Source organism: Stenotrophomonas sp. LMG 10879, assembly GCF_002750935.1.
Lineage (GTDB): Bacteria > Pseudomonadota > Gammaproteobacteria > Xanthomonadales > Xanthomonadaceae > Stenotrophomonas > Stenotrophomonas lactitubi_B.
Genome location: NZ_PEJT01000002.1, coordinates 107,926 through 128,375 on the forward strand (window position 1 = coordinate 107,926; position 20,450 = coordinate 128,375).

General features: G+C 65.7%; 16 protein-coding genes and 1 riboswitch. Of the genes, 7 read left to right on the forward strand and 9 right to left on the reverse strand.

The genetic code is table 11. The annotated features are described in order from the left end of the window. Window positions 1–89: 89 nt before the first annotated feature. Entirely contained in the window at window positions 90–692 is a 603-nt protein-coding gene (locus CR919_RS03335; protein WP_025877807.1) for a TetR/AcrR family transcriptional regulator, read from the forward strand. 137 nt (window positions 693–829) lie between these two features. Here the strand turns inward: CR919_RS03335 and CR919_RS03340 are convergent, their stop codons facing one another. From CR919_RS03340 to CR919_RS03350, 3 genes are all read right to left on the reverse strand, one after another. Continuing rightward, window positions 830–3,583 carry a TonB-dependent receptor gene (locus CR919_RS03340; protein ID WP_099818867.1) on the reverse strand — a complete coding sequence of 918 codons (2,754 nt, stop codon included), beginning with the start codon at window positions 3,581–3,583 and terminating at the stop codon, window positions 830–832. 374 nt (window positions 3,584–3,957) lie between these two features. Then, window positions 3,958–4,812: a hypothetical protein gene (locus tag CR919_RS03345; RefSeq protein ID WP_032952038.1), complete on the reverse strand. Its 855-nt coding sequence runs from the start codon at window positions 4,810–4,812 to the stop codon at window positions 3,958–3,960. A gap of 120 nt (window positions 4,813–4,932) precedes the next feature. Then, a complete protein-coding gene (locus CR919_RS03350) occupies window positions 4,933–5,826 on the reverse strand; it encodes an Hsp33 family molecular chaperone HslO (protein WP_099818868.1) in 894 nt (297 codons plus the stop codon). Between the two features lie 77 nt (window positions 5,827–5,903). Here CR919_RS03350 and mtgA point away from each other — a divergent pair, with 77 nt between their 5' ends. The 3 genes from mtgA to CR919_RS03365 all read left to right on the forward strand — a co-directional run bounded on the left by mtgA (window position 5,904) and on the right by CR919_RS03365 (window position 8,170). Next, window positions 5,904–6,653 carry a monofunctional biosynthetic peptidoglycan transglycosylase gene (gene mtgA / locus CR919_RS03355; protein ID WP_099818869.1) on the forward strand — a complete coding sequence of 250 codons (750 nt, stop codon included), beginning with the start codon at window positions 5,904–5,906 and terminating at the stop codon, window positions 6,651–6,653. Window positions 6,654–6,759: 106 nt separating this feature from the next. Next, complete coding sequence (locus CR919_RS03360) at window positions 6,760–7,779, forward strand: glycosyltransferase family 2 protein (protein ID WP_099818870.1); 1,020 nt, start codon at window positions 6,760–6,762, stop codon at window positions 7,777–7,779. After that, window positions 7,739–8,170: a CBS domain-containing protein gene (locus CR919_RS03365; RefSeq protein ID WP_099818871.1), complete on the forward strand. Its 432-nt coding sequence runs from the start codon at window positions 7,739–7,741 to the stop codon at window positions 8,168–8,170. Before CR919_RS03360 ends, CR919_RS03365 begins: the two co-directional genes overlap by 41 nt. Before the next feature lie 567 nt (window positions 8,171–8,737). Here the strand turns inward: CR919_RS03365 and CR919_RS03370 are convergent. The 4 genes from CR919_RS03370 to CR919_RS03385 form a co-directional block, all read right to left on the reverse strand. Further along, window positions 8,738–10,711, reverse strand: a complete 1,974-nt coding sequence (locus CR919_RS03370) for an AsmA family protein (protein ID WP_099818872.1) — start codon at window positions 10,709–10,711, stop codon at window positions 8,738–8,740. Window positions 10,712–10,823: 112 nt separating this feature from the next. Beyond that, entirely contained in the window at window positions 10,824–11,462 is a 639-nt protein-coding gene (locus CR919_RS03375; RefSeq protein ID WP_099818873.1) for a hemolysin III family protein, read from the reverse strand. Between the two features lie 96 nt (window positions 11,463–11,558). Then, window positions 11,559–13,163, reverse strand: a complete 1,605-nt coding sequence (locus CR919_RS03380; protein WP_025877820.1) for a peptide chain release factor 3 — start codon at window positions 13,161–13,163, stop codon at window positions 11,559–11,561. 74 nt (window positions 13,164–13,237) lie between these two features. Continuing rightward, on the reverse strand, window positions 13,238–14,122 hold the full coding sequence (locus CR919_RS03385; protein WP_099818874.1) for a M23 family metallopeptidase: 885 nt from the start codon (window positions 14,120–14,122) through the stop codon (window positions 13,238–13,240). Window positions 14,123–14,260: 138 nt separating this feature from the next. Beyond that, a riboswitch (SAM riboswitch) is annotated at window positions 14,261–14,379 on the forward strand. A 76-nt stretch (window positions 14,380–14,455) separates the two neighbouring features. On the opposite strand from CR919_RS03385, the gene CR919_RS03390 reads away from it, so the two are divergent. The 3 genes from CR919_RS03390 to CR919_RS03400 are packed head-to-tail and all read left to right on the forward strand — an operon-like array spanning window position 14,456 to window position 17,783. After that, window positions 14,456–15,487 carry a homoserine O-succinyltransferase gene (locus CR919_RS03390; RefSeq protein WP_099818875.1) on the forward strand — a complete coding sequence of 344 codons (1,032 nt, stop codon included), beginning with the start codon at window positions 14,456–14,458 and terminating at the stop codon, window positions 15,485–15,487. Beyond that, window positions 15,484–16,719 (forward strand): O-succinylhomoserine (thiol)-lyase, encoded by a 1,236-nt coding sequence (locus tag CR919_RS03395; RefSeq protein WP_099818876.1) that lies wholly within the window; start codon window positions 15,484–15,486, stop codon window positions 16,717–16,719. Before CR919_RS03390 ends, CR919_RS03395 begins: the two co-directional genes overlap by 4 nt. Beyond that, window positions 16,716–17,783, forward strand: coding sequence for a homoserine dehydrogenase (locus CR919_RS03400; RefSeq protein WP_099818877.1), 1,068 nt, complete (start codon window positions 16,716–16,718; stop codon window positions 17,781–17,783). Before CR919_RS03395 ends, CR919_RS03400 begins: the two co-directional genes overlap by 4 nt. 90 nt (window positions 17,784–17,873) lie before the next feature. Here the strand turns inward: CR919_RS03400 and CR919_RS03405 are convergent, their stop codons facing one another. Both CR919_RS03405 and CR919_RS03410 read right to left on the reverse strand, forming a co-directional pair. Beyond that, the gene (locus CR919_RS03405; RefSeq protein ID WP_099818878.1) at window positions 17,874–18,869 is read right to left on the reverse strand and encodes an alpha/beta hydrolase; all 996 of its coding nucleotides are present in this window, start codon (window positions 18,867–18,869) and stop codon (window positions 17,874–17,876) included. A gap of 121 nt (window positions 18,870–18,990) precedes the next feature. Beyond that, window positions 18,991–20,373, reverse strand: a complete 1,383-nt coding sequence (locus CR919_RS03410) for an L-serine ammonia-lyase (RefSeq protein ID WP_089236487.1) — start codon at window positions 20,371–20,373, stop codon at window positions 18,991–18,993. Window positions 20,374–20,450: the final 77 nt, after the last annotated feature.

Below are 20,450 nucleotides of genomic sequence, written 5' to 3' on the forward strand. Positions count from 1 at the left end.
GCCGCAGGAATCCCTTCTGGCCCCGCTGCCGACGGTTTCGGCCGCAACCGCGTACTGCAACGAACCCCGGCGTATGGTTAAATCAGCAAATGAATCAACCTGACGCTTCCGCCGGCGAACCGCGTGCCGGCCGCAACAGCCGCCTGAGTGCCGAAGACTGGGCCCAGGCGGCCCTCGATCTGATTGCCGAGCAAGGTGTCAGCGCCGTCGCGGTGGAGCCGCTGGCGCGCCGCCTTGGCGTGACCAAGGGCAGTTTCTACTGGCACTTCCCCTCGCGTGATGCGCTGCTGCAGGCCGCGCTGGAACGCTGGGAACTGTTCGAGCAGGAACAGGTGTTCGGCAGCCTGGAAGACGTGCCGGATCCGCGCGTGCGCCTGCGCCAGTTGTTCCAGATGGTGGCGCACGAAGTGCAGCCGCACATCATCTACAGCGAGTTGCTGAAGGCGCTGGACCATCCGATGGTGCGGCCGGTGATCGACCGCGTGTCGCAGCGACGACTCGATTACCTGATCGCCTCGTTCCGCCAGGCGGGCCTGAGCTCGACCGATGCACGCCACCGCGCACGCCTGGCCTATGCAGCGTATGTGGGCTTCCTGCAGTTGTCGTTGCAGTTGCAACAGCCCAAGCAGGCGCGCGAGGATTTCGAAGCGTATGTCGAACACCTCATCGACACGCTGATTCCGAACGGCTGAGCGTTCTTCATCGCTGGATGCAGAAAGGCCGCGGCACTGCCGCGGCCTTTTTCGTTGGTGTTGACGCCAGCAACGAAGGTACAAAAAACAACGGCCCCTTTCGGGGCCGTTGCTGCATCAGCTGATCAGTGGATCGATCAGAACTTCTGCTTGTACTGCATGTACATGTAACGGCCCGGCAGATCGTACTGCGGGTCGAACATGTTGGCGCGCACCGAATAGGACACCGGCGGCTGCTTGTCCCATGCGTTGTTCAGACCCAGCATGATCGTGCCCTTCCACGGGGTGTTGTAACGCACCTGGATGTCGTGGTAGGTGGTGGCACCGATGTGGTTCTCGCCATTCGCGCCGTCGGAGCAGAATGCAAAGGTCTCCGGCTCTTCGATCGGGTCGAACGGGCATTCCTCACGCATGCCGGACTTGTAACGCAGACCGTAGTTCACGCCGAAGTCGCCGTAGGTCCAATCGACATACAGGTTGGAACGGATACGCCAGTACGGATCCTGATCGCGGTACCGACCCTGACGACCCTCGACAGGCGCATCCTGGGTCGACTTGGTGTCCCACTTCGCCAGATAGGTGCTGTCCCAGCTGATGGTGAACTGGCCGAACGAGGTTTCCGGCAGGCGGTACATCAGGCCCAGATCCCAACCTTCCACCTTGTACGATGCCAGGTTCTGCAGCGGCATGTTGACGTTGGTGATGGTGTAGCGCTGATTGACCGTGCCGTAGTTCGGATCACGGGTGATCAGACCACAGTAGGCCGCCTGCTGCTGCGGAGTGCCACCGTAGCAGTAGCTCATGATGTCCTGGATGGCCGGACGGGTGATGGCATCTTCAACCTTGATCTGCCACCAGTCCAAAGTCACATTCAAGCCGGTCACGAAGCTCGGGCTCCACACCAGGCCCAGCGTCTTGCTGGTCGAGGTTTCCGGCTTCAGGTTCGGGTTGGCCTGCCAGGTGAACGGCACAACGGTCTGCTTTCTGCCACTGCCTGCGCCCGGCTGGACGAAGTTGGCCGGCACGCCTGCAGCTGCACACTGGGCTGCCACCGCACCAGTGCGAAGACCTGCATTGGAGGAGCACGGATCGATGTAGGTTTCGAACGAATCCGTATCACCGCGATACAGATTATTGATGCTCGGCGCGCGGAAGCCCTCGGAGTAGTTACCGCGGATCATCAGGTCGTCGATTGGCTTCCAGCGGAAACCAAACTTGTTGTTGGTGGTGTTGCCGAAGTTGCTGTAGTCCGAGTAGCGCGAGGCCACGCTGAAGTCCAGCAGCTTGGCACCCGGCAGGTCAGCCAACACCGGGATCGACAGTTCCACGAAGAACTCGTTCAGATCGTACGCGCCCTTGGTCGGTGCGGCGCCGTTACCAGTGCTCAGGCCGGATGCGATGAAGGCATCCGGATCGAACTGGCCAGTTTCCTTGCGATACTCGTAGCCCGCCGCGAAGCCAAGTGCGCCTGCCGGGAGCTGCACGATTTCGCCAGAGATGTTGGCGTAGTAGCCCTTCGACACCAGGCTGGCAGAGTCATGTGCGGTGAAGGAAACGTAATCGAGAGCTTCCTGCGAAACCGAGCCCAGCCCGCCGAGCGGATTGATCGGAACGCAACCAGCGATGACCGCACCAGCTGCATTCAGGCACACCGCCTGACCGCCTCGGACGGCCGACGGCCCATAGGCTTCGGCCAGACGCTGACGGTTGAACAAGCCGTAGGTCAGGTCGTTCTGGTCGGTCTTGTCGTAACGGTAGCCGACGTCCCAATCGAAGTTGCGGTCAGCGAACTCGAAGAAGCCCTCGAAGCCGCCGTAGAAGTGCCAGTTCTTGACATTCTGGTTGAACGAACGGCCGCCGGACTCATTGAAGCGACGGTTCACACCGGTCAGGTCAACGCCGTAAGGGTTGTAGATGCTGCCAGCGCTCAGTCGCTGGCCAGTTACCGGCATGGCGGCCAGCAGCTGCTCGGACTTGCGTTCGTTGTACATCGCCTCGGTACGGAAGGTGATGTTGTCGGTGATGTTGTATGAGCCCAGCACGAACAGCGAGGTGCGCTCGTTCGGGGTCAGCAGGTAGTTGTCCGGCGCGGTGTTGTAGCCGTGCACGTTCGGGTCGAACGCGGTTTCCACCCCGTTGAGGATCAGGTACTGATTGCCGCCACGGATGTAGTTGCCCGGAATACCGGTCGAGCTCTGGCCGCTGAAGAACGGCGGACCACCAGCAGAGATCTTGCGATCGCCAGCCATGACCGACTTCTCGTTGACGTAGGACGCGCCTACCGTCAGCGATGCACGGTCAGTGGTGGTGCCGAGGGTGAAGTCATAGGCTTCCCGCTCGCCGTCGCCTGCGCTGTACTGGCCCTTGTAGAAGTTTGCTTCGGCGCCGTCGAAGTTCTGCTTCGTGATGATGTTCACCACGCCGGCGATGGCATCCGAGCCATAGATGGTCGAAGCACCGTCCTTCAGGATGTCGATGCGCTCGATCATCGCGGTCGGAATGGTGTTCAGGTCGACGCTGCCGTCCAGACCGGTGGTCCAGCGACGGCCGTTGACCAGCACCAGGGTGCGTTCGGCACCGAGGTTGCGCAGGCTGACGCCGGCCGAGCCATCACCGCCATTGTTGAAGGTGCGGTTCAGAGCAGCGCCGTTGGCTGCAACGCGCTGCAGGATGTCGGCGACCGAGGTCACGCCCTGCTTTTCGATATCAGCACGGGTCAGGCTCAGGACCGGCTGCGAGGTTTCGATGTCGGTGCTCTTGATGCGCGAACCGGTCACCGAGATGCGATCCAGGTTGGTCGCTTCCTGCGCCTGGGCCGTTACGGACGTCGCCGCACCGGCGATCAGCGCGACGACGACGGCGTCACGCAGCTTGTTGGACTGGAAATTCATTGGCTCTCTCTCTCCAAGAAATCTTGGCTGGGGTAGTGCCTGCGCGGCGGAGTCCAAAAGAGGGCTCCAAAATCGCGAGGCTGAATCGATAGTAACGGCCCTCTGCCAAAAATTAAAGCTGTGTTAATTCACGCTGTGGTTACACATGAATGCGCTTCGATTTCTTTTCTTTCAAAGAGTTATCCTGGTGCGCGGGAGGGCGCCACTGCGTCTCCCCCCCTCTGAAGCACAAAAAAGTTTCAGTTGATGCATGTCGTGATGTATCTGTTTGTAACAGATGAGTGCTTTTCGCACTTGACAGAAGTGTCCGGAAACAATTCGGGCGCCCCAGGGCGCCCGATGTTGAACACTGCTTGTTACCAGTCGATAGGGGACTACAGATCCTGCTCGTAGCGGACGTACGGCACGGTGCCGTCATCGTTGCTTTCGTTGCGCGGGGAGAATGGGTTCTTGCCGCGGCTGATGACGTTCTCGGCGCCGACGGTGAGCTGGCCGGACCACGGGGTGCGCCAGGTCAGGCCGATGCCCAGGCCTTCCCACTTGCCGGGCTTGCCCGGAACGTCAACCACGCGGCCGATGATGCTGCCGCTGAAATTGCCGTAGCCAGCGCCCAGGCTCAGGCTCTTGCTGTCCCAGCGGTCGACGATGGCCGGCGAGGCGTCAGCCAGGGGGACCAGGCGCGCCTTGGCATAGGTGCCGGCGATGGAGACAAAGCCTTCGCGACCGATGTTCTTCTGTGCGAACACGGTCAGGTCATTCTGTTCGGCGCGCAGCGACGGGGTCTTGCTGGGCGTCGCCAGCCAGGCGGGCAGGGTCTCGCGGCCGGTGCCGGCAGTGATTCCCAGGCGGCCGGTGCCCCGGTTGAGCGCGGCGGTGCCGGTCAGGCGCCGGTTGGAGCCGATGGCGTCATCGTCGTCGCCCAGGCTGGCCAGCATGCAATGGCTGGCCAGTCCGCTGATGCTGGAGCCGCTGCTGCTGTTGCACAGCAGACCCAGCGAGTCGCCCGAAGACAGGCCGAACGCAGCGTCGAGCGAATTGCGGCCGAAATGCCAGCGTGCGCCAACGGCCTGTTCACCGGTCGGCTCCAGGTACAGCAGGGCCTCGACCTTGCCGCTGCCCTTGTTCCACACCGGAATCACGGTGCGGGTGTCCTTGCTCTGCGCATGCACGCCCGTGATCGCGCCAAGGGCGATCAGCAGGGCCAGCGGTAGACGCAGGAAGGTACGCATCGGACCAGTTCAGACAGTGACGGACAGTGAAAGTTCCCGCTGGGGCGGGAACTCGATCCTAGGGTGTTTATGATTTCTTAACAAGCCTTGCTCCTCCCCAGATACAAGACTCGTTCGTTTTCACTGAAGACGTTCAGGTGCCGGTACAGCCCCTTGGGCACCGTGGAACAGTATGCCGAACTCCGTCAACGGAAAGTGATACTCCTGTCCGCAGAATTCGCACCGTACGTCCACCGCGCCGGTGTCTTCGGCAGCGGCACGGGCCTCTTCCTCGCCCAGCGAGAACAGCATCGAGGCGACCCGTTCACGCGAGCAGGAGCAGGCGAAGGACAGCGCCTTGTCACCCACCAGCTCCGCCTTCTCCTCGTGGAACAACCGGTGCAGCAGTTCCTCGGCCGGGGTGGCCAGCAGCTCGGCCTTGCCCAGCGTGTCGAACAGCGCGCTGGCGCGGGCCCAGCCGTCGTCGTCGCCCTCGTCGCCCGGCAGCTTCTGCAGCAGCAGGCCGGCAGCGCCGTCGCGGTCGGCGGCCAGCAGCAGCCGCGTCGGCAACTGCTCGGACTGGCGGAAGTAGTCCTCGAACGCTTCATCCAGTTCCGGGGCGGTCAGCGCGACCAGGCTCTGGTAGCGCTGCGGTTCGCGCGGATCCAGGCCTGGATTCTCGATGGTGATGGCGAGCAGGGCGTCCTGGCCCAGTTCGGTCAGGTCGCGGGGGGCGTCACCCCCTTCGGCCAGCTGGACGATACCGCGCAGGGTGCCGGCGGCGGTGCATTCGGCGAACAGGGTGCGCAGCGCGGTATTGCTGCGCAGCTGGATCGACAGGCGGCCGTCCACCTTGGTGTGGCCGGTGAACAGCGCCGAGGCTACGCAGGCGTCGCCGAGCAGTTCGGTGGCACTGTCCGGGTATTCGCCGTGGGACTGGATGTCCTGCCAGGTGGCCTGCAGGCGCACGTGGACGCCACGGACACCGGCGTCGGGGAGCAGGAAACGGATAAGGGAATCGGATTGGGCGGTCATCGGCTCACATCGCGCGTAAACGGGGATGGTTGCCGGATAATGCGCCGACAACCAAGCATAAGAAGGATGCACCAGTAATGGGGGCAGCGGGAGAGCAGGACAAGGTAGTGGCCGCCGCCGACACGGCGCCACGTCGGCGCTGGCGCTGGAAGCGGCTGCTGTGGCTGCCGGTGCTGTTCATGGCCTTCAGCTGCCTGCAGGTGCTGGTGCTGCGTTTCATCGATCCGCCGTTGTCCACGGTGATGGTCTGGCGTTTCGGCGAGGCACTGGGTGAAGGCGACTGGTCCTACCGGCTGCACTACCAGTGGCGGGACCTTGACCAGATGGCGCCGAGCCTGCCCATTTCGCTGGTGGCCGCGGAGGACCAGCGCTTCCCTGACCATAGTGGGTTCGACCTGCAGGCCATTGAAAAGGCGCGCGACCACAACGCGCGCGGTGGGCGCCTGCGCGGGGCCAGCACGATCAGCCAGCAGGTGGCCAAGAACCTGTTCCTGTGGCAGGGCCGCAGCTGGATCCGCAAGGGCCTGGAGGTCTGGTACACGGTGCTGATCGAAGCCTTCTGGCCAAAGCAGCGGATCCTGGAGATGTACGCCAACATCGCCGAGTTCGGCGACGGCGTGTATGGCGCACAGGCGGCGGCACAGACATTCTGGGGCAAGGACGCCGCACGGCTGAGCCCTGCGGAGAGCGCGCGTCTGGCGGCAGTGCTGCCGGCGCCGCGTCGCTACAACGCGGCCAAGCCCGGCCCGTACGTGCAGCGGCGTGCGGCGTGGATCCAGCGGCAGGCACGGCAGCTGGGTGGAGCGGGGTATCTGGCGGAGGACTGAGGGGCACGACACCAGCGGTGTCCGTGGTGCCTTCCAATGCGGGAAGCGGGTGTTTCGAACGGTGGACTGACGGGCTGCGTCCCCTTCAACGACGTACAATCCGGCGATGACCCGTGAGCGTCTTACCTTCGTCATCGCCGCACACAACGAAGAGCTGGTGCTGCCCCAGCTGCATCCGCGATTGTGCGCGGTGTTGGACGGCCTGGCCGGAATCGATGGACACATCCTGTACGTGGATGACGGCAGCAGTGACGCGACCTGGTCGTTGATCGCCTCGCTGGCCCAGGCCGACCCGCGGGTATCGGCGCTGAAGCTGTCGCGCAACTTCGGCAAGGAGGCGGCGCTGACCGCCGGCCTGGACCATGTGCGCGAAGGGGCGGCGATGATCCTCGACGCCGATGGCCAGGACCCGCCGGAACTGGTGCCGCAGTTTGTTGAACGCTGGCGCGAGGGTTACGACAACATTTATGGCACCCGCCTGGTGCGTGACGGTGAGAGTTGGAGCAAGCGTGCTGCCGCATCGGTGTTCTACCGGGTGATCGGCCGCCTCTCGCGCACGCCCATTCCGGCCGATACCGGCGATTTCCGCTTGCTGTCGCCGCGCGCGCTGAGCGCACTGCGGGAGATGCGCGAGCGCCACCGGTTCATGAAAGGGCTCTTCAGCTGGGTCGGTTTCCGCCGCGTGGCGGTGCCGTATCACCGGCATGCCCGCTTGGCCGGCAGCAGCAAGTTCAGCCTGTGGCGGCTGTGGAACTTCGCGCTGGAAGGCATCACCGGCTTCTCGACGGTCCCGCTGCGGGCGGCCACCTACATGGGGTTGGCCACCGCGGGCGTGGCGTTCGTGTTTGCCATCTGGGTGATCGCCAAGGCGGCGATCTATGGCGACCGGGTGGCCGGCTGGCCGACGATGATGGCGGTGATCCTGTTCCTGGGCGGCGTGCAGTTGATCGCGCTGGGGCTGATCGGCGAGTACCTGGGACGCCTGTACGAGGAGTCCAAGCAACGGCCGTTGTACCTGGTTGACGCATGGTTGGCCCCTTCCGTGGCAGACTCGGAGCTGCAACCCACCCTGGGAGGGCAGGCAGATGACGTCGGTACGGCAACTGTTGGACGGCAAGTCCCCTGAAGTGCATGCGGTCGCGCCTGGCGCGGCGGTGATCGATGCGATCCGGCTGATGGCGCAGAAGGGCATTGGCGCGGTACTGGTGATGGATGGACCGCGACTGGTCGGGATCCTGTCCGAGCGCGACTACGCACGCAAGATCGTGCTGCACGATCGTTCGTCGCGCGATACCGCTGTGTCGGAGATCATGACCGCCAAAGTAGTGACAGTGAGTCCCGGTGAGCAGGTGGAACACTGCCTGCAGCTGGTGACCGATTACCGCATCCGCCATCTGCCGGTGGTCGAAGCCGGGCAGGTACTGGGGGTCATTTCCATCGGTGACCTGGTGAAGTCGGTGATCGATGCGCAGCGGCGCGAGCTGGATCAGCTGCAGCAGTACATCGTGGCGGGGTGAGTTTGTCGCTGGCGGGCCTGCGGCCCGCCGGCCCGCTTTTTTCAAGCAACTGCCAAAGCCAAAGCTAAAACAGCGCCTTCCTGATGTGCGGGGAGGCGCAGGGCATGGCCGTGCAGGACACGCCGTAAACCCGTCCCTGGGGGCTCGATGGCGCCTTGCTCGTGTGCGCTGTCCTGCGCACACGGCAAGACCGGGTTGGGGGTCCTGCCCAACCCGCCCGGCGCATGCGCCGGGCCCATGGCGCCAACGGTCCTGCACGGCCATGCCCTCCGCCTCAGGACACGTTCCTGCGAGCGCGGCTGGCTTCAGCCCCGACTATCTGCCGTTGGTAGATGCCAACCTTGGTTGGCACTGCTTTTGATTCCGCTTTTTTTCTTTTGACTTTGAATTCCTGCTCTCGTTACACGGCTGCAGGAAACTGTCCGAAGCCGGAGCAAGGCGGCAGGCAGGACCGTGAGGCGCATGGATGCGCCGACCGAGCCCCCATGGACGGGTTTACGGCGTGTCCTGCCTGTCGCCTTGCTTCGGCTCTCCGCACGGAAAACAAAGGCGCCGCGAACGCCCGCTCTATTTCGCGTAGTGCCCACCGCAGTCGGCGTCCTTGCCCGGGCCCAGTTCGATGGTGGCCAGCAGTGCCGCCGGCGGCGCGATGCTGCCCAGTGTCAGCGCCACCGCGCCACGGATACCCAGCGCCTTGAAGTCGGGGCGGAATGACGGGTCCTTGAAGGTGCCGCCAATGCGCAGCGGCGAGCGCAGCACCAGGATGCTCCTGTCCTTGGGGCGTGGCTTCAGCAGCAGGTCCAGGGTTTCATCGCGCAGGCTGACATCGCCCTCGCCAAGGATGATCGTATCGGTGGTGTCCACCGCCATCGAGCGGGTATGCATCAGGCCCTCGCGCACGCCGAAATCGGCGAAGGCGCATCGCAGCGGAATCTGTTTGTCGCCGGTGAACAGGAATTTCAGCGATTCGGTGATGTCCAGCCCCGCCACTTCCATCAGCAGGTTGCCGACATGGCCGCGGCCCATGCCCAACGCCACGTTGCCGCTGCTGCTGCCGAGCATCGCCGCGATCGAGTTGCCGTTGCCGGTCAGGTCGATACTGCCGCTGATACCTCCCTTGGCCTGCTCGGCCAGCTTGGCATCGGGGAACAACTGGCCCAGCTGCACGCCGCGCACGCTGGCCTTGAAGGTGGTTGCGATCTGTGGCCGACGTGCATCCATGCGGATCGTGCTGCGGATGTCGCCGCCGGCAACACCGAAGTTCAGCGGGTCCAGCCGCAGCACACCATCGTCCAGCAGCAGGTGTGCATCCATGTCATCCAGCGGCAGCTTCGGTGCATTGATGCGCTGGGCCTTCCAGCGCACGTCGGCATCCATCGCACGCAGCTTGCCGAGGTTGTACGGGGTGGCCGGCAACACCTTCGCGCTGGCAGCCACGCGCGCCGCCTCGGCCCTCTGTTCTGCATTGGCCGTCTCACCGCCGCCGGTCTTCGGTGGTGCGCCGACGAAGCCGGCAAGGTCATCGAAATCGAGACGACGCGACACCAGGTTGGCGGTCATCCGCGGACGGTCCCGGGAGACGTCGAACTGCACATCGCCCTCCAGATCACTGTCGCCGACTTTGCCGGTGAAGCGCTCGTAGCGCCACACCTGGTGATCGCGCTTCAGGCGGCCATCCAGGGCATACGGCGGGGAGGGCGGAATGGCGATGCCCAGCAATGGATACAGATCGGCCAGGTCGCCGCCGCTCAGCGCGAACTGCAGGTCGAACACCTGCAGCTGGAACGGGTTGGTCAAGGTGCCGCTGGCAACGGCATGGGTCGCGCCAGCGCGGCCATCGAGGTGGATGCGGAAGGGATGGGCGCTGTCGGTCAGTTCCAGCGGCGATTCGGTGCCACCGCTCAGGACGAAGGGATTGCCCCGCCAGCGGCCTTTGCCGGCCACCAGCAACGGTGGTGCGGCGTCGGCCTGTTTCGGTTCGCCACTGCGCACGTTCACCAGGATGTCGGTGCGGCCTGGGGCGTCAAGGAACTGCAGGCGACCATCGTCGATGCGCAGGCGCTTGAGCTGCGGCGTGGTGCCGCCCTTGCTGTCGCCGAGGAAGTTCCAGTTGCCCGGGTCACCTTTGCGCGGTGCCGTCTCCAGCAGTACGTCAGGGCGGGTCAGGCGGATTTCGGGAAGCTGCACGTTACCGCGCAGCAACGGCCAGACCCGTATGTCGATCTCGACCCGGTCGGCGCTGGCCATGTTCGGCTGTTTCGCCCAGGGGGCGTTGGCGAAGGTGAGGGTATCGGCGCGTACGGTGGTGGTGCGGCCGAGGTCGACATCCAGGTTGCCGATGTGCAGGGCGCGCCCGGTACGGGCCTGCACCGCACGTTCCACCGGACCCTTGAACCAGTTCCAGTCCCACAGGGCGATGAGGATCAGGATCGCCGCGAACAGGAATACCAGCACGGCCAGCCAGCGCTGCCCGCGTGGACCGGGACGGCGCAGGCGCCAGCGCGACGCCTTGGGAGCAGCAGGAGCAGAGGCAGCATTCACGCTGCCATGGTTGCCCCGTCGCGGTGGACGGGGCGCGAAGCGTTCATGTGCATGGCGTGCACAGTGGACGCCTGCTTGCCGGGCAGGGCCCGGCGCTACCGCAGATCAGCGGTCACAGCACCTGTCGGGTCACTGCGACGAAGTGGCAGACGCTGCCGCCGATCACGAACAGATGCCAGATCGCATGCGAATAGGGGATCGATTCGCGGTGATAGAAGTAGGTGCCCAGCGTGTAGGACAGGCCGCCGCCGAACAGCCAGGCCAGGGTGCCGCCATCGATCGAGGCCCACATCGGCTTGATCGCCACCACCACCAGCCAGCCCATGGCGATGTAGATCACCGTGGACAGCAGCTTGAAGCGGCCGGTGTAGAACAGCTTGAACACCACGCCGCCGAGCGCCAGCGCCCAGATCGCGGTGAACATGCCCCAGCCCCAGGGGCCGCGCAGGCCGATCAGGGTGAACGGGGTATAGGTGCCGGCGATCAGCACATAGATCGCGCAATGGTCGAACACCTTCAGGCGGCCCTTGGCCTGCGGGTGCTGGATGGCGTGGTACAGCGTGGAGGCGGTGTACAGCAGCAGCAGGGCGATGCCGAACACGATCGCGCTGGCCAGCTGCCAGCCATCGCCGTAGATCGCGGCCAGGGTGATCAGTACCGCGCTGGCGGCCAGGGCAAGCACCGCACCCAGCCCGTGGGTCAGGGCGCTGGCAATTTCTTCACGGATCGAAGCAACAGAAGTCGTGGACATGGCATGGGCATCGTCTGCAGGGAGGGGGACCCGCACCCCCCTATCATCGCCGCGATGGCGGGCGCGTGCACCCCCGCCACCGTATGGTTGCTGCAATCAGTTGCCGGTGACCGTATGCGCGGCTTCACGGGTTGCCGAGAAACGCACATCCGGCGCGCGTTCCTGCGCCAGCTGCAGGTTGACCCGGGTCGGCGCCAGGTAGACCAGGTGGCCGGCGGCGTCGAGGGCCAGGTTCAGCGCGTTCTTCTCGCGGAACTCCTCCAGCTTCTTCTCGTTGCTGCAGTGGACCCAGCGCGCCGTGGTCACGCTGACCTGCTCGAAGGTGGCTTCCACGCCGTACTCGTCCTTCAGGCGGTAGGCGGCCACATCGAACTGCAGCACACCGACCGCGCCCAGGATCAGGTCGTTGCTGGTCAGCGGACGGAAGAACTGGGTCGCGCCTTCCTCGGACAACTGTGCCAGGCCCTTCTGCAGCTGCTTGAGCTTGAGCGGATCGCGCAGGCGGGCGCGACGGAACAGTTCCGGGGCGAAGTTGGGGATGCCGGTGAAGGTGATCGCTTCGCCTTCGGTGAAGGTGTCACCGATGGAAATGGTGCCGTGGTTGTGGATGCCGATGACATCGCCCGGCCACGCCTCGGCGGCGATTTCGCGGTCGCTGGCCATGAAGGTCAGCGCATTGGCCAGCTTCATGTCCTTGCCGGTGCGCACGTGCAGGGTCTTCATGCCAGCAGTGAACCGGCCCGAGCAGACGCGCATGAAGGCCACGCGGTCACGGTGCTGCGGATCCATGTTGGCCTGGATCTTGAACACGAAGCCGGTCAGCTTCGGCTCCTGCGGGGCGACGTCGCGGCCGGTGGTGGAGCGTGCCTGCGGCGACGGCGCGTGCTCGACGAAGAAGTCCAGCAGCGGCTGCACGCCGAAGTTGTTCACACCCGAACCGAAGAACACCGGGGTCTGCTTGCCGGCCCGGTAGGCCTGCAGGTCGAACGGGTGGCTGGCGCCCTGCACCAGTTCCAGCTCGTCGCGCAGATCGGCCAGCATGCGCTCGCCGATCTTCTCTGCCAGCCCGGGCGAATCGATCGAGGGGAAGATGGTCGAATCCTGGCGGGTGAAGTTGCGGCCCTGTTCGTACAGGTGCACTTCGCCGGTGATCAGGTGGACCACGCCCTTCAGGCGCTGGCCCATGCCGATCGGCCAGGTGACCGGTGCGCACTGGATGCCGAGCACGCTTTCAACCTCATCCAGCAGGTCGATCGGCTCCTTGCCCTCGCGATCGAGCTTGTTGATGAAGGTCATGATCGGGGTGTCGCGCAGGCGGCACACTTCCATCAGCTTGATGGTGCGCTCTTCCACGCCCTTGGCCACGTCGATCACCATCAGCGCCGAGTCCACCGCGGTCAGCACGCGGTAGGTGTCCTCGCCGAAGTCGGCGTGGCCCGGGGTGTCGAGCAGGTTGATGATCTTGCCTTCGTACGGGAACTGCATCACCGAGGAGGTGACGGAGATGCCGCGCTCCTTTTCCAGCGCCATCCAGTCCGAGGTGGCGTGGCGGGCAGCCTTGCGGCCCTTCACCGAGCCGGCCATCTGGATCGCGCCGCCGAACAGCAGCAGCTTCTCGGTCAGCGTGGTCTTGCCGGCGTCAGGGTGGGAAATGATGGCGAACGTGCGGCGACGCGACGCTTCGGTGGCGACTTCGGACATGGCAGTGGCGCCCGCACGGGGCGCTTTTCAAAGAGATAAGCGCCCGATTATACCGGCCTGCCGGCGTCGGCGGGTCAGCGCCCGGCGCTGGCGTCGCCGCTGCCCTCGCGGGCGAAGTGCAATTCGCCCTGCGGGGCGAGGATGCGCACCGGCACCGAACGCAGGCCCATGCCCCGGTTGAGCTGCACCACGAAGTGCAGGTGCGGGGCGGTGCTGTAGCCACTGTTGCCGGACAGGCCGATCGGTTGGCCAGCCTGCACGGCCTGGCCGGGACGGACCCGCATGCCGCCGGCCTTCAGGTGGGCGTACATCGCCATGCTGCCGTCGCTGTGCAGGATGCGAACGAAGTTGGCGCGTCCGGCATCGCGCTCACGGTCCAGGCCATTGCCGCGGAAACCATCCTGTACCTGCATCACCGTGCCCTCGCGGGCGGCCAGGACCTGCGTTGCTTCGGGCAGGGCAAAGTCGATGGCGTCGCGGTTCTCCTCGTCATCGTGGCTGAACCGGCCCTGCGGGGCCTGGTCCACACGCAGCTGGACAGCCTCGAACGGCAGGCGGTAGGCGACGTCCTCGGCGCGCGCGGCCGGATTGCCCGGCACCGACTGCAGGCGGAGGTCCAGCGCCCTGCCGCTGGAGGGGGAGGGCAGGTGGCCCACCACCAGACTGCCGGTGGCCTGCACCAGCGACTGCAGCGGCAGGCCGTCCACCTGCGTGCCGGGGGCCGCGCGCAGCTCGATCTGCACCGGGCCGGACAGCGGATTGTCGATCCGCGCCTGCCACTGGTCGCCCAGCGGCTGCAGCCGCAGGCGTGCCATCGACGCAGCTTGCGGCGCCGTCTCGGCACTGCGCGCGGCTGCAGTCTTCGGCACCAGTCCCCAGCCCTGGCGCCAGTCGGCGGCGTTCGCGGAGGCGCTCGCCAACAGGGGCAGCAGCAGGCAGGACAGGGGCAGGCGGCGCATCGAAGGCTCCAGCGACATGGACCGCCGGGACTCTACGCAAGCTGCCGGGAAGGGGGAAGGGTCGGGGTCTCCGCATTCATTCATCGCTTTATCCGCATGAAGGGATTGACATGCCCGGAAAGCGCTGGCATCGTGGCTCCACCATCGAGACCGGCAGAGGGACAGGCCCTTTGAAGCCGGGGCAGCCCGCAGACGCGAAAGCGCCTGCGTAGGTGCCAAATCCTGCGGGGACCGTGGCGTCCACCGAAAGATGGTTCGAACCTGCACACCACGTGCATTTCGAACGCGAGCCCCGCGAAGGCTCGATGGCCGATTTCCCTACCGGAACCCGCCATGAGCTTCGCCACCAGCACCGTGCTTCGCCCCGAACCCTTTGTCCCCGTCAGCGTGCCGGTCGATGACCGCGTGCACGCCGAGCGCGGCGAGTTCGCCGCTGTGTTGTCGATGCGTCATGCCGGTCCGTGCCCGGTGCGCCTGCGCTACGAGTGGGTCGGTCCGGTCAACGCACCGGTGGTGGTGCTGGCCGGCGGCATTTCCGCGCATCGCCATGTGGCCTCCAATGCGCAGTTCACCGAGAAGGGCTGGGCCGAAGGCCTGGTCGGCAGTGGTCGCGCACTCGATCCGCAGCAGCTGCGTGTGCTCGCGTTCGATTTCATCGGTGCCGACGGTGCCTTGGATGTGCCGATCGATACCGCCGACCAGGCCGATGCGTTGGCCCTGCTGCTGGACCACCTCGGCATCCGCGCGCTGAAGGCCTTCGTCGGCTATTCCTACGGCGCGCTGGTCGGCCAGCAGTTCGCGATCCGCCATCGCGCGCGGGTACGCCAGTTGGTGCTGGTCAGCGGCGCGCACCGTCCGCATCCGTATGCCGCCGCCTGGCGTGCGCTGCAGCGCCGTGCCGTTGCACTGGGCCAGCTGCAGTGTGGCGAAGACCATGGCCTGGCGCTGGCCCGCCAGTTCGCGATGCTCAGCTATCGCACGCCGGAAGAATTCGGCGAGCGCTTCGACGCAGCACCGGAAGTGGTCAATGGCCGCGTCCGGGTCGCCGCCGAAGATTATCTCGACGCGGCAGGCGCGCAGTACGTGGCGCGCACGCCGGTCAATGCCTACCTGCGCCTGTCCGAGTCGATCGACCTGCACCGCGTGGACCCGGCCGCGATCCTGCCGCCGACCGTGGTGGTCGCCGTTGAAGGCGACCGCCTGGTGCCGCTGGCCGACCTGGTCGGTCTGGTCGAGGGACTGGGCCCGCGCGGCAGCCTGCGCGTGCTGCGCTCGCCCTACGGTCACGACGCCTTCCTGAAAGAAACCGATCGCATCGACGCGATCCTCGCCACCGCCTTCCGCACTTCTGGAGAGTCCGCATGAGCCTGCACGCCGCTGAACCGTCCTGTTGTCGCACCACTGCCGCCGTCCGCGCCGGCATTGATCGGGATACCGCCCATGGCGCGGTCACGCCGCCGATCGTGCTGTCGTCGAACTTCAGCTTTGAAGGCTTCGGCAACAAGCGCCAGTACGACTACACCCGCAGTGGCAACCCCACCCGCGACCTGCTGGGTGAAGCGCTGGCCGAACTGGAAGGCGGCGCCGGCGGCGTGGTCACGGCCACCGGCATGGGCGCGATCAACCTGGTGCTGAACGCACTGCTGCAGCCGGGCGATACCCTGGTGGTGCCACATGATGCGTACGGCGGCAGCTGGCGCCTGTTCAACGCGCTGGCGAAGAAGGGCCATTTCGAACTGGTCACCGCCGACCTGACCGACCCACGCGCGCTGGCCCAGGCGCTGGCCACGCAGCCGAAGCTGGTGCTGGTGGAAACGCCGTCCAACCCGCTGCTGCGCATCACCGACCTGCGCTTCGTGATCGATGCCGCGCACAAGGCCGGTGCGCTGGTGGTGGTCGACAACACGTTCCTGTCGCCGGCATTGCAGCAACCGCTGTCGTTCGGTGCGGACGTGGTACTGCACTCCACCACCAAGTACATCAACGGCCACAGCGACGTGGTCGGTGGTGCGGTGATTGCCCGCGATCCCACCGTGCACGAACAGCTGGTGTGGTGGGGCAATGCACTGGGTCTCACCGGTTCGCCGTTCGATGCGTTCCTGACCCTGCGCGGCCTGCGCACGCTGGATGCACGCCTGCGCGCGCATCAGGAAAACACCGCCGCGATCGTGGCACTGCTTGATGCGCATCCGGCGGTGGCCAAGGTCTACTACCCGGGCCTGGCCGATCATCCGGGCCACGCCGTTGCCGCCCGCCAGCAGAGTGGTTTCGGCGCAATGCTGTCCTTCGAACTCGCCAGCTGTGCCGGCGATGATCCGCATGCCGCTGTGCGCGCGTTTGTCGATGGCCTGCGCTACTTCACGCTGGCCGAGTCGCTGGGTGGGGTGGAGAGCCTGATCGCACACCCTGCAACCATGACCCACGCGGCGATGACGGCCGAAGCGCGCACTGCTGCGGGCATCAGCGAAGGCCTGCTGCGGCTGTCGGTCGGTATCGAGGGCGAGCGCGACCTGCTGGCGGATCTGGACGCCGCACTGGCACGTTCCGAAGCGGTGATCGACGCGGTGGCACGCGGCAAACAGGTGGCAGACGCATGAGCGCTTTGCCTGTCGAGATTCCGCTGCTGGGTACCGGCCGCCTTGCGCTGCTCGGAACCGGCACCGTCGGTTCGGCCTTCGTACAGCGCTACCAGGCGCTGCAGGCACGTGGGCTGGAGTTGCCCGGCGTGCAGTGGCTGGCCAATTCGCGCACGGCGCTGGCGATCGACCGTGATCTGGCATTACCGCTGGAACTGGCACGCCGTGCACCGCGCGATGGGCAGAGTTCGCCACCCTGGGCCAGCGCCGAAGGGCTGGAGCGTGGCGACGTGGTGGTCGATGCCACCGCCAGCGAAGACGTGGCAGCGCGCCATGTGCAGTGGTTGGCGCGCGGCGTGCACGTGGTGACCGCCAACAAGCTCGGCCGTGGCGCGCAGCTGTCGCGCGCGCAGGCCATCGCCGACCGTTGCGCCGACAGCGGTGCACGCTACGGCGACAGTGCCACCGTCGGCGCGGGTCTGCCGTTGCTCAGCAGCCTGCGTGCGCTGGTGGCCGGTGGCGACCACATCCATGCCATCGAGGGCGTGCTTTCCGGCTCGCTGGCGTGGCTGTTCAATCGGTATGACGGCCAGTCGCCGTTCTCGGCAGCGGTGCGTGAAGCGCTGGCGGCTGGTTACACCGAGCCGGACCCGCGACTGGATCTGTCCGGCGAGGATGTGCGCCGCAAATTGTTGATCCTCGCCCGCAGCAGCGGATTGGCACTGGACGCCTCACAGGTGCAGGTCGATTCACTGGTGCCGGATACGCTGGCGGCGTTGCCGCTGGACGATGCAGTGAATGCGCTGGAGCAGCTGGACGCACCGCTGCAGGCGCGTTGGCAGCAGGCGCGCGACAACGGTCGGGTGCTGCGTTTTGTCGGGCGCGTCGACGGTGAGGGGGCGCAGGTAGGCCTGCGTGAGCTGGCGGCCGACCATCCGCTGGCGCAAGGCGCGGGCACCGACAACCGCGTGGCCATTCACAGTGATCGCTATCGCGTGCAGCCGCTGTTGATCCAGGGGCCGGGCGCGGGTGCGGAAGTGACCGCAGCGGCGCTGCTGGATGACGTGCTGCGGATCGTGGGCTGACCCCAGCGGCCGCTGCGCTCGCCGGGCATGGCCCGGCGCCACCGACACCGATCCTGGTAGCGCCGGGCCATGCCCGGCGGTCATGTAACCTCAACGCGCGTTGAGTGCCTTCAACAGCGCCGCATTGAACTGCTTCGGGTCCTGCACCTGCGGCGAATGGCCCAGCGCCGCGAACTCGACCAGGGTCGAGCCGGGTATCGCTGCGGCGGCCGCCTTGCCCAGTACCGGGTAATTGCCCAGCGTCGCCTTCAGTTCGGGCGATGCCTGGTCACGGCCGATCGCTGTGCGGTCCTTCTGGCCGATGAACAACGTGGTCGGTACCTGCAGATTCTTCAGTTCATGGACGACGGGTTGGTTGAACACCATGTCCGAGGTCAGTGCTTGGCTCCAGGCGACCTGCTGCTTGCCCGGGCCTTCGTACATGCCCGACTGCATGCGCGCCCACGGTTCGTACGCCGGCTTCCACTTGCCGTCGTAGTACACGTCCAGCTGGTAGCGGCGGATGCTGTCATAGCTGATGTTCATTTCGCCGGCATACCACGCGTCCACGCTGCGCCAGGGCACGCCCAGCGCCTTCCAGTCTTCCAGCCCGATCGGATTGACCAGCGACAGACTGCGCAGCTGCTGCGGATACATCAGCGCATAGCGGATGGCCAGCATGCCGCCCATCGAATGACCGACCACATGCACCGGCACGTCACCCAGCTGCAGCTGCTGCAGCAGCGCATGGGTATTGTCGGCCAGCTGCCCGAACGAATACTGGTAGCGCTCGGGCTTGCTGGATTTGCAGAACCCCACCTGGTCCGGCGCGATCACCCGGTAGCCTGCCGCCACCAGCGGCTTGATCGTCTCCCTCCAGGTCGCTGCGCAGAAGTTCTTGCCATGCAGCAGCACCACCACGCCGATCGGCGACTTCTTCGGCGCGACATCCAGATAGGCCATCTCCAACGGCTGGCGCTGCGATTCCAGCGCAAAGGTCTTCACCGGATAGCCGTAATCGAATCCCTCCAGCCGCGGCCCATAGGTGGGCGCAGCGAGAGCGGACAACGGAAGGCAGGCAAGCAGGGCTGCAGCGATCACGCGCATGGGACATTCCGGGGCAGGGGAGCCTTGAGCCTAACCGCAAAGCGGTGACGACGCCGTCCGGTGTAGAGCCGAGCCCATGCTCGGCTCCCTCATCAGCCGAGCATGGGCTCGGCTCTACAACTCAGCACTCGATGACGTTCACCGCCAGCCCGCCGCGGCTGGTTTCCTTGTACTTGTCCTGCATGTCGCGGCCGGTGTCGCGCATGGTCTTGATGACCTTGTCCAGCGACACCTTGTGCTTGCCGTCGCCGCGCATGGCCATGCGCGAGGCGTTGATCGCCTTCACCGCACCCATCGCATTGCGCTCGATGCACGGAATCTGCACCAGGCCGCCGATCGGATCGCAGGTCAGGCCCAGATTGTGCTCCATGCCGATTTCCGCCGCGTTCTCGATCTGGCTCGGGTTGCCGCCCAGCGCGGCGACCAGGCCACCGGCGGCCATCGAACAGGCCACACCGACCTCGCCCTGGCAGCCCACTTCGGCGCCGGAGATCGATGCGTTTTCCTTGTACAGGATGCCGATCGCCGCCGAGGTCAGCAGGAAGTCGAACACCCGCTGTTCGTTCGCGCCGGGGCAGAAGCGGTCGAAGTAGTGCAGCACCGCCGGCAGTACGCCCGCCGCGCCATTGGTGGGCGCGGTGACCACACGGCCACCGGCGGCGTTCTCTTCATTCACGGCCAGCGCGTACAGGTTGACCCAGTCCAGCGTGGTCAGCGGATCGCGCATTGCTGCTTCCGGCTTCGACGACAGTTCGCGGTACAGCGCCGGTGCGCGGCGGCCCACTTTCAGGCCACCGGGCAGCACGCCTTCCTCACGGATGCCACGCGCCACGCAGGCCTGCATCGCGCTCCAGATTTCGCGCAGGTTGTCGCGGATCTCGTCTTCCGTGCGCCAGCACTTCTCGTTCTCGAACATCAACTGGGCGATGCTCAGGCCACTGCGTGCGGTCTGCGCCAGCAGCTCGTCGCCGCTCTTGAACGGGTAGGGCAACGGCGTTTCATCAGGCACGATGCGGTCATCGGCCGCGTCGTCCTGGTTGACCACGAAGCCGCCGCCGACCGAGTAGTAATCGCGGGTGGCCAGCACTTCGTCATCGGCGTTGTACGCGGTGAAGCGCATGCCGTTGGTGTGGTAGGGCAGCTTCTGCCGCTTGTTCAGGCCGAGGTCGCGCTTTTCGTCGAAGGCGATCTCGTGCTGGCCCATCAGCATGATGCGCTTGCTGCTGCGGATGCGCTCCAGCGTGGACGGGATGATGTCCGGGTCGATCAGGTTCGGACGCTGCCCTTCCAGGCCAAGCAGGATCGCCTTGTCGGTGCCGTGGCCGCGACCGGTCAGCGCCAGCGAGCCGTACACATCGGCACGGATGCGCGCGACCTCCCCCAGCTTGCCCGGGTCGAGCAGCCAGCGATGGATGAAGCGCTCGGCGGCCCTCATCGGCCCGACGGTGTGCGAGGAGCTCGGGCCAATGCCGATCTTGAAAACGTCGAACGTGCTGACAGCCATGGTTGCCGTACTGCGGGTACCGGGAGAGACCGCTATTCTAGCGGTTCACGCCGCACTTCCATGACTGCGGCGCAGCA

Bases quoted from the DNA above. Each gene is read 5' to 3' on its own strand.
- CR919_RS03385 (WP_099818874.1), bottom strand. From the start codon at position 14,122: ATGCGCCGCCTGCCCCTGTCCTGCCTGCTGCTGCCCCTGTTGGCGAGC.
- CR919_RS03340 (WP_099818867.1), bottom strand. From the start codon at position 3,583: ATGAATTTCCAGTCCAACAAGCTGCGTGACGCCGTCGTCGTCGCGCTG.
- CR919_RS03345 (WP_032952038.1), bottom strand. From the start codon at position 4,812: ATGCGTACCTTCCTGCGTCTACCGCTGGCCCTGCTGATCGCCCTTGGC.
- CR919_RS03365 (WP_099818871.1), top strand. From the start codon at position 7,739: ATGACGTCGGTACGGCAACTGTTGGACGGCAAGTCCCCTGAAGTGCAT.
- mtgA (WP_099818869.1), top strand. From the start codon at position 5,904: ATGGGGGCAGCGGGAGAGCAGGACAAGGTAGTGGCCGCCGCCGACACG.
- CR919_RS03405 (WP_099818878.1), bottom strand. From the start codon at position 18,869: ATGCGCGTGATCGCTGCAGCCCTGCTTGCCTGCCTTCCGTTGTCCGCT.
- CR919_RS03400 (WP_099818877.1), top strand. From the start codon at position 16,716: ATGAGCGCTTTGCCTGTCGAGATTCCGCTGCTGGGTACCGGCCGCCTT.
- CR919_RS03350 (WP_099818868.1), bottom strand. From the start codon at position 5,826: ATGACCGCCCAATCCGATTCCCTTATCCGTTTCCTGCTCCCCGACGCC.
- CR919_RS03380 (WP_025877820.1), bottom strand. From the start codon at position 13,163: ATGTCCGAAGTCGCCACCGAAGCGTCGCGTCGCCGCACGTTCGCCATC.
- CR919_RS03395 (WP_099818876.1), top strand. From the start codon at position 15,484: ATGAGCCTGCACGCCGCTGAACCGTCCTGTTGTCGCACCACTGCCGCC.
- CR919_RS03335 (WP_025877807.1), top strand. From the start codon at position 90: ATGAATCAACCTGACGCTTCCGCCGGCGAACCGCGTGCCGGCCGCAAC.
- CR919_RS03410 (WP_089236487.1), bottom strand. From the start codon at position 20,373: ATGGCTGTCAGCACGTTCGACGTTTTCAAGATCGGCATTGGCCCGAGC.
- CR919_RS03360 (WP_099818870.1), top strand. From the start codon at position 6,760: ATGACCCGTGAGCGTCTTACCTTCGTCATCGCCGCACACAACGAAGAG.
- CR919_RS03375 (WP_099818873.1), bottom strand. From the start codon at position 11,462: ATGTCCACGACTTCTGTTGCTTCGATCCGTGAAGAAATTGCCAGCGCC.
- CR919_RS03390 (WP_099818875.1), top strand. From the start codon at position 14,456: ATGAGCTTCGCCACCAGCACCGTGCTTCGCCCCGAACCCTTTGTCCCC.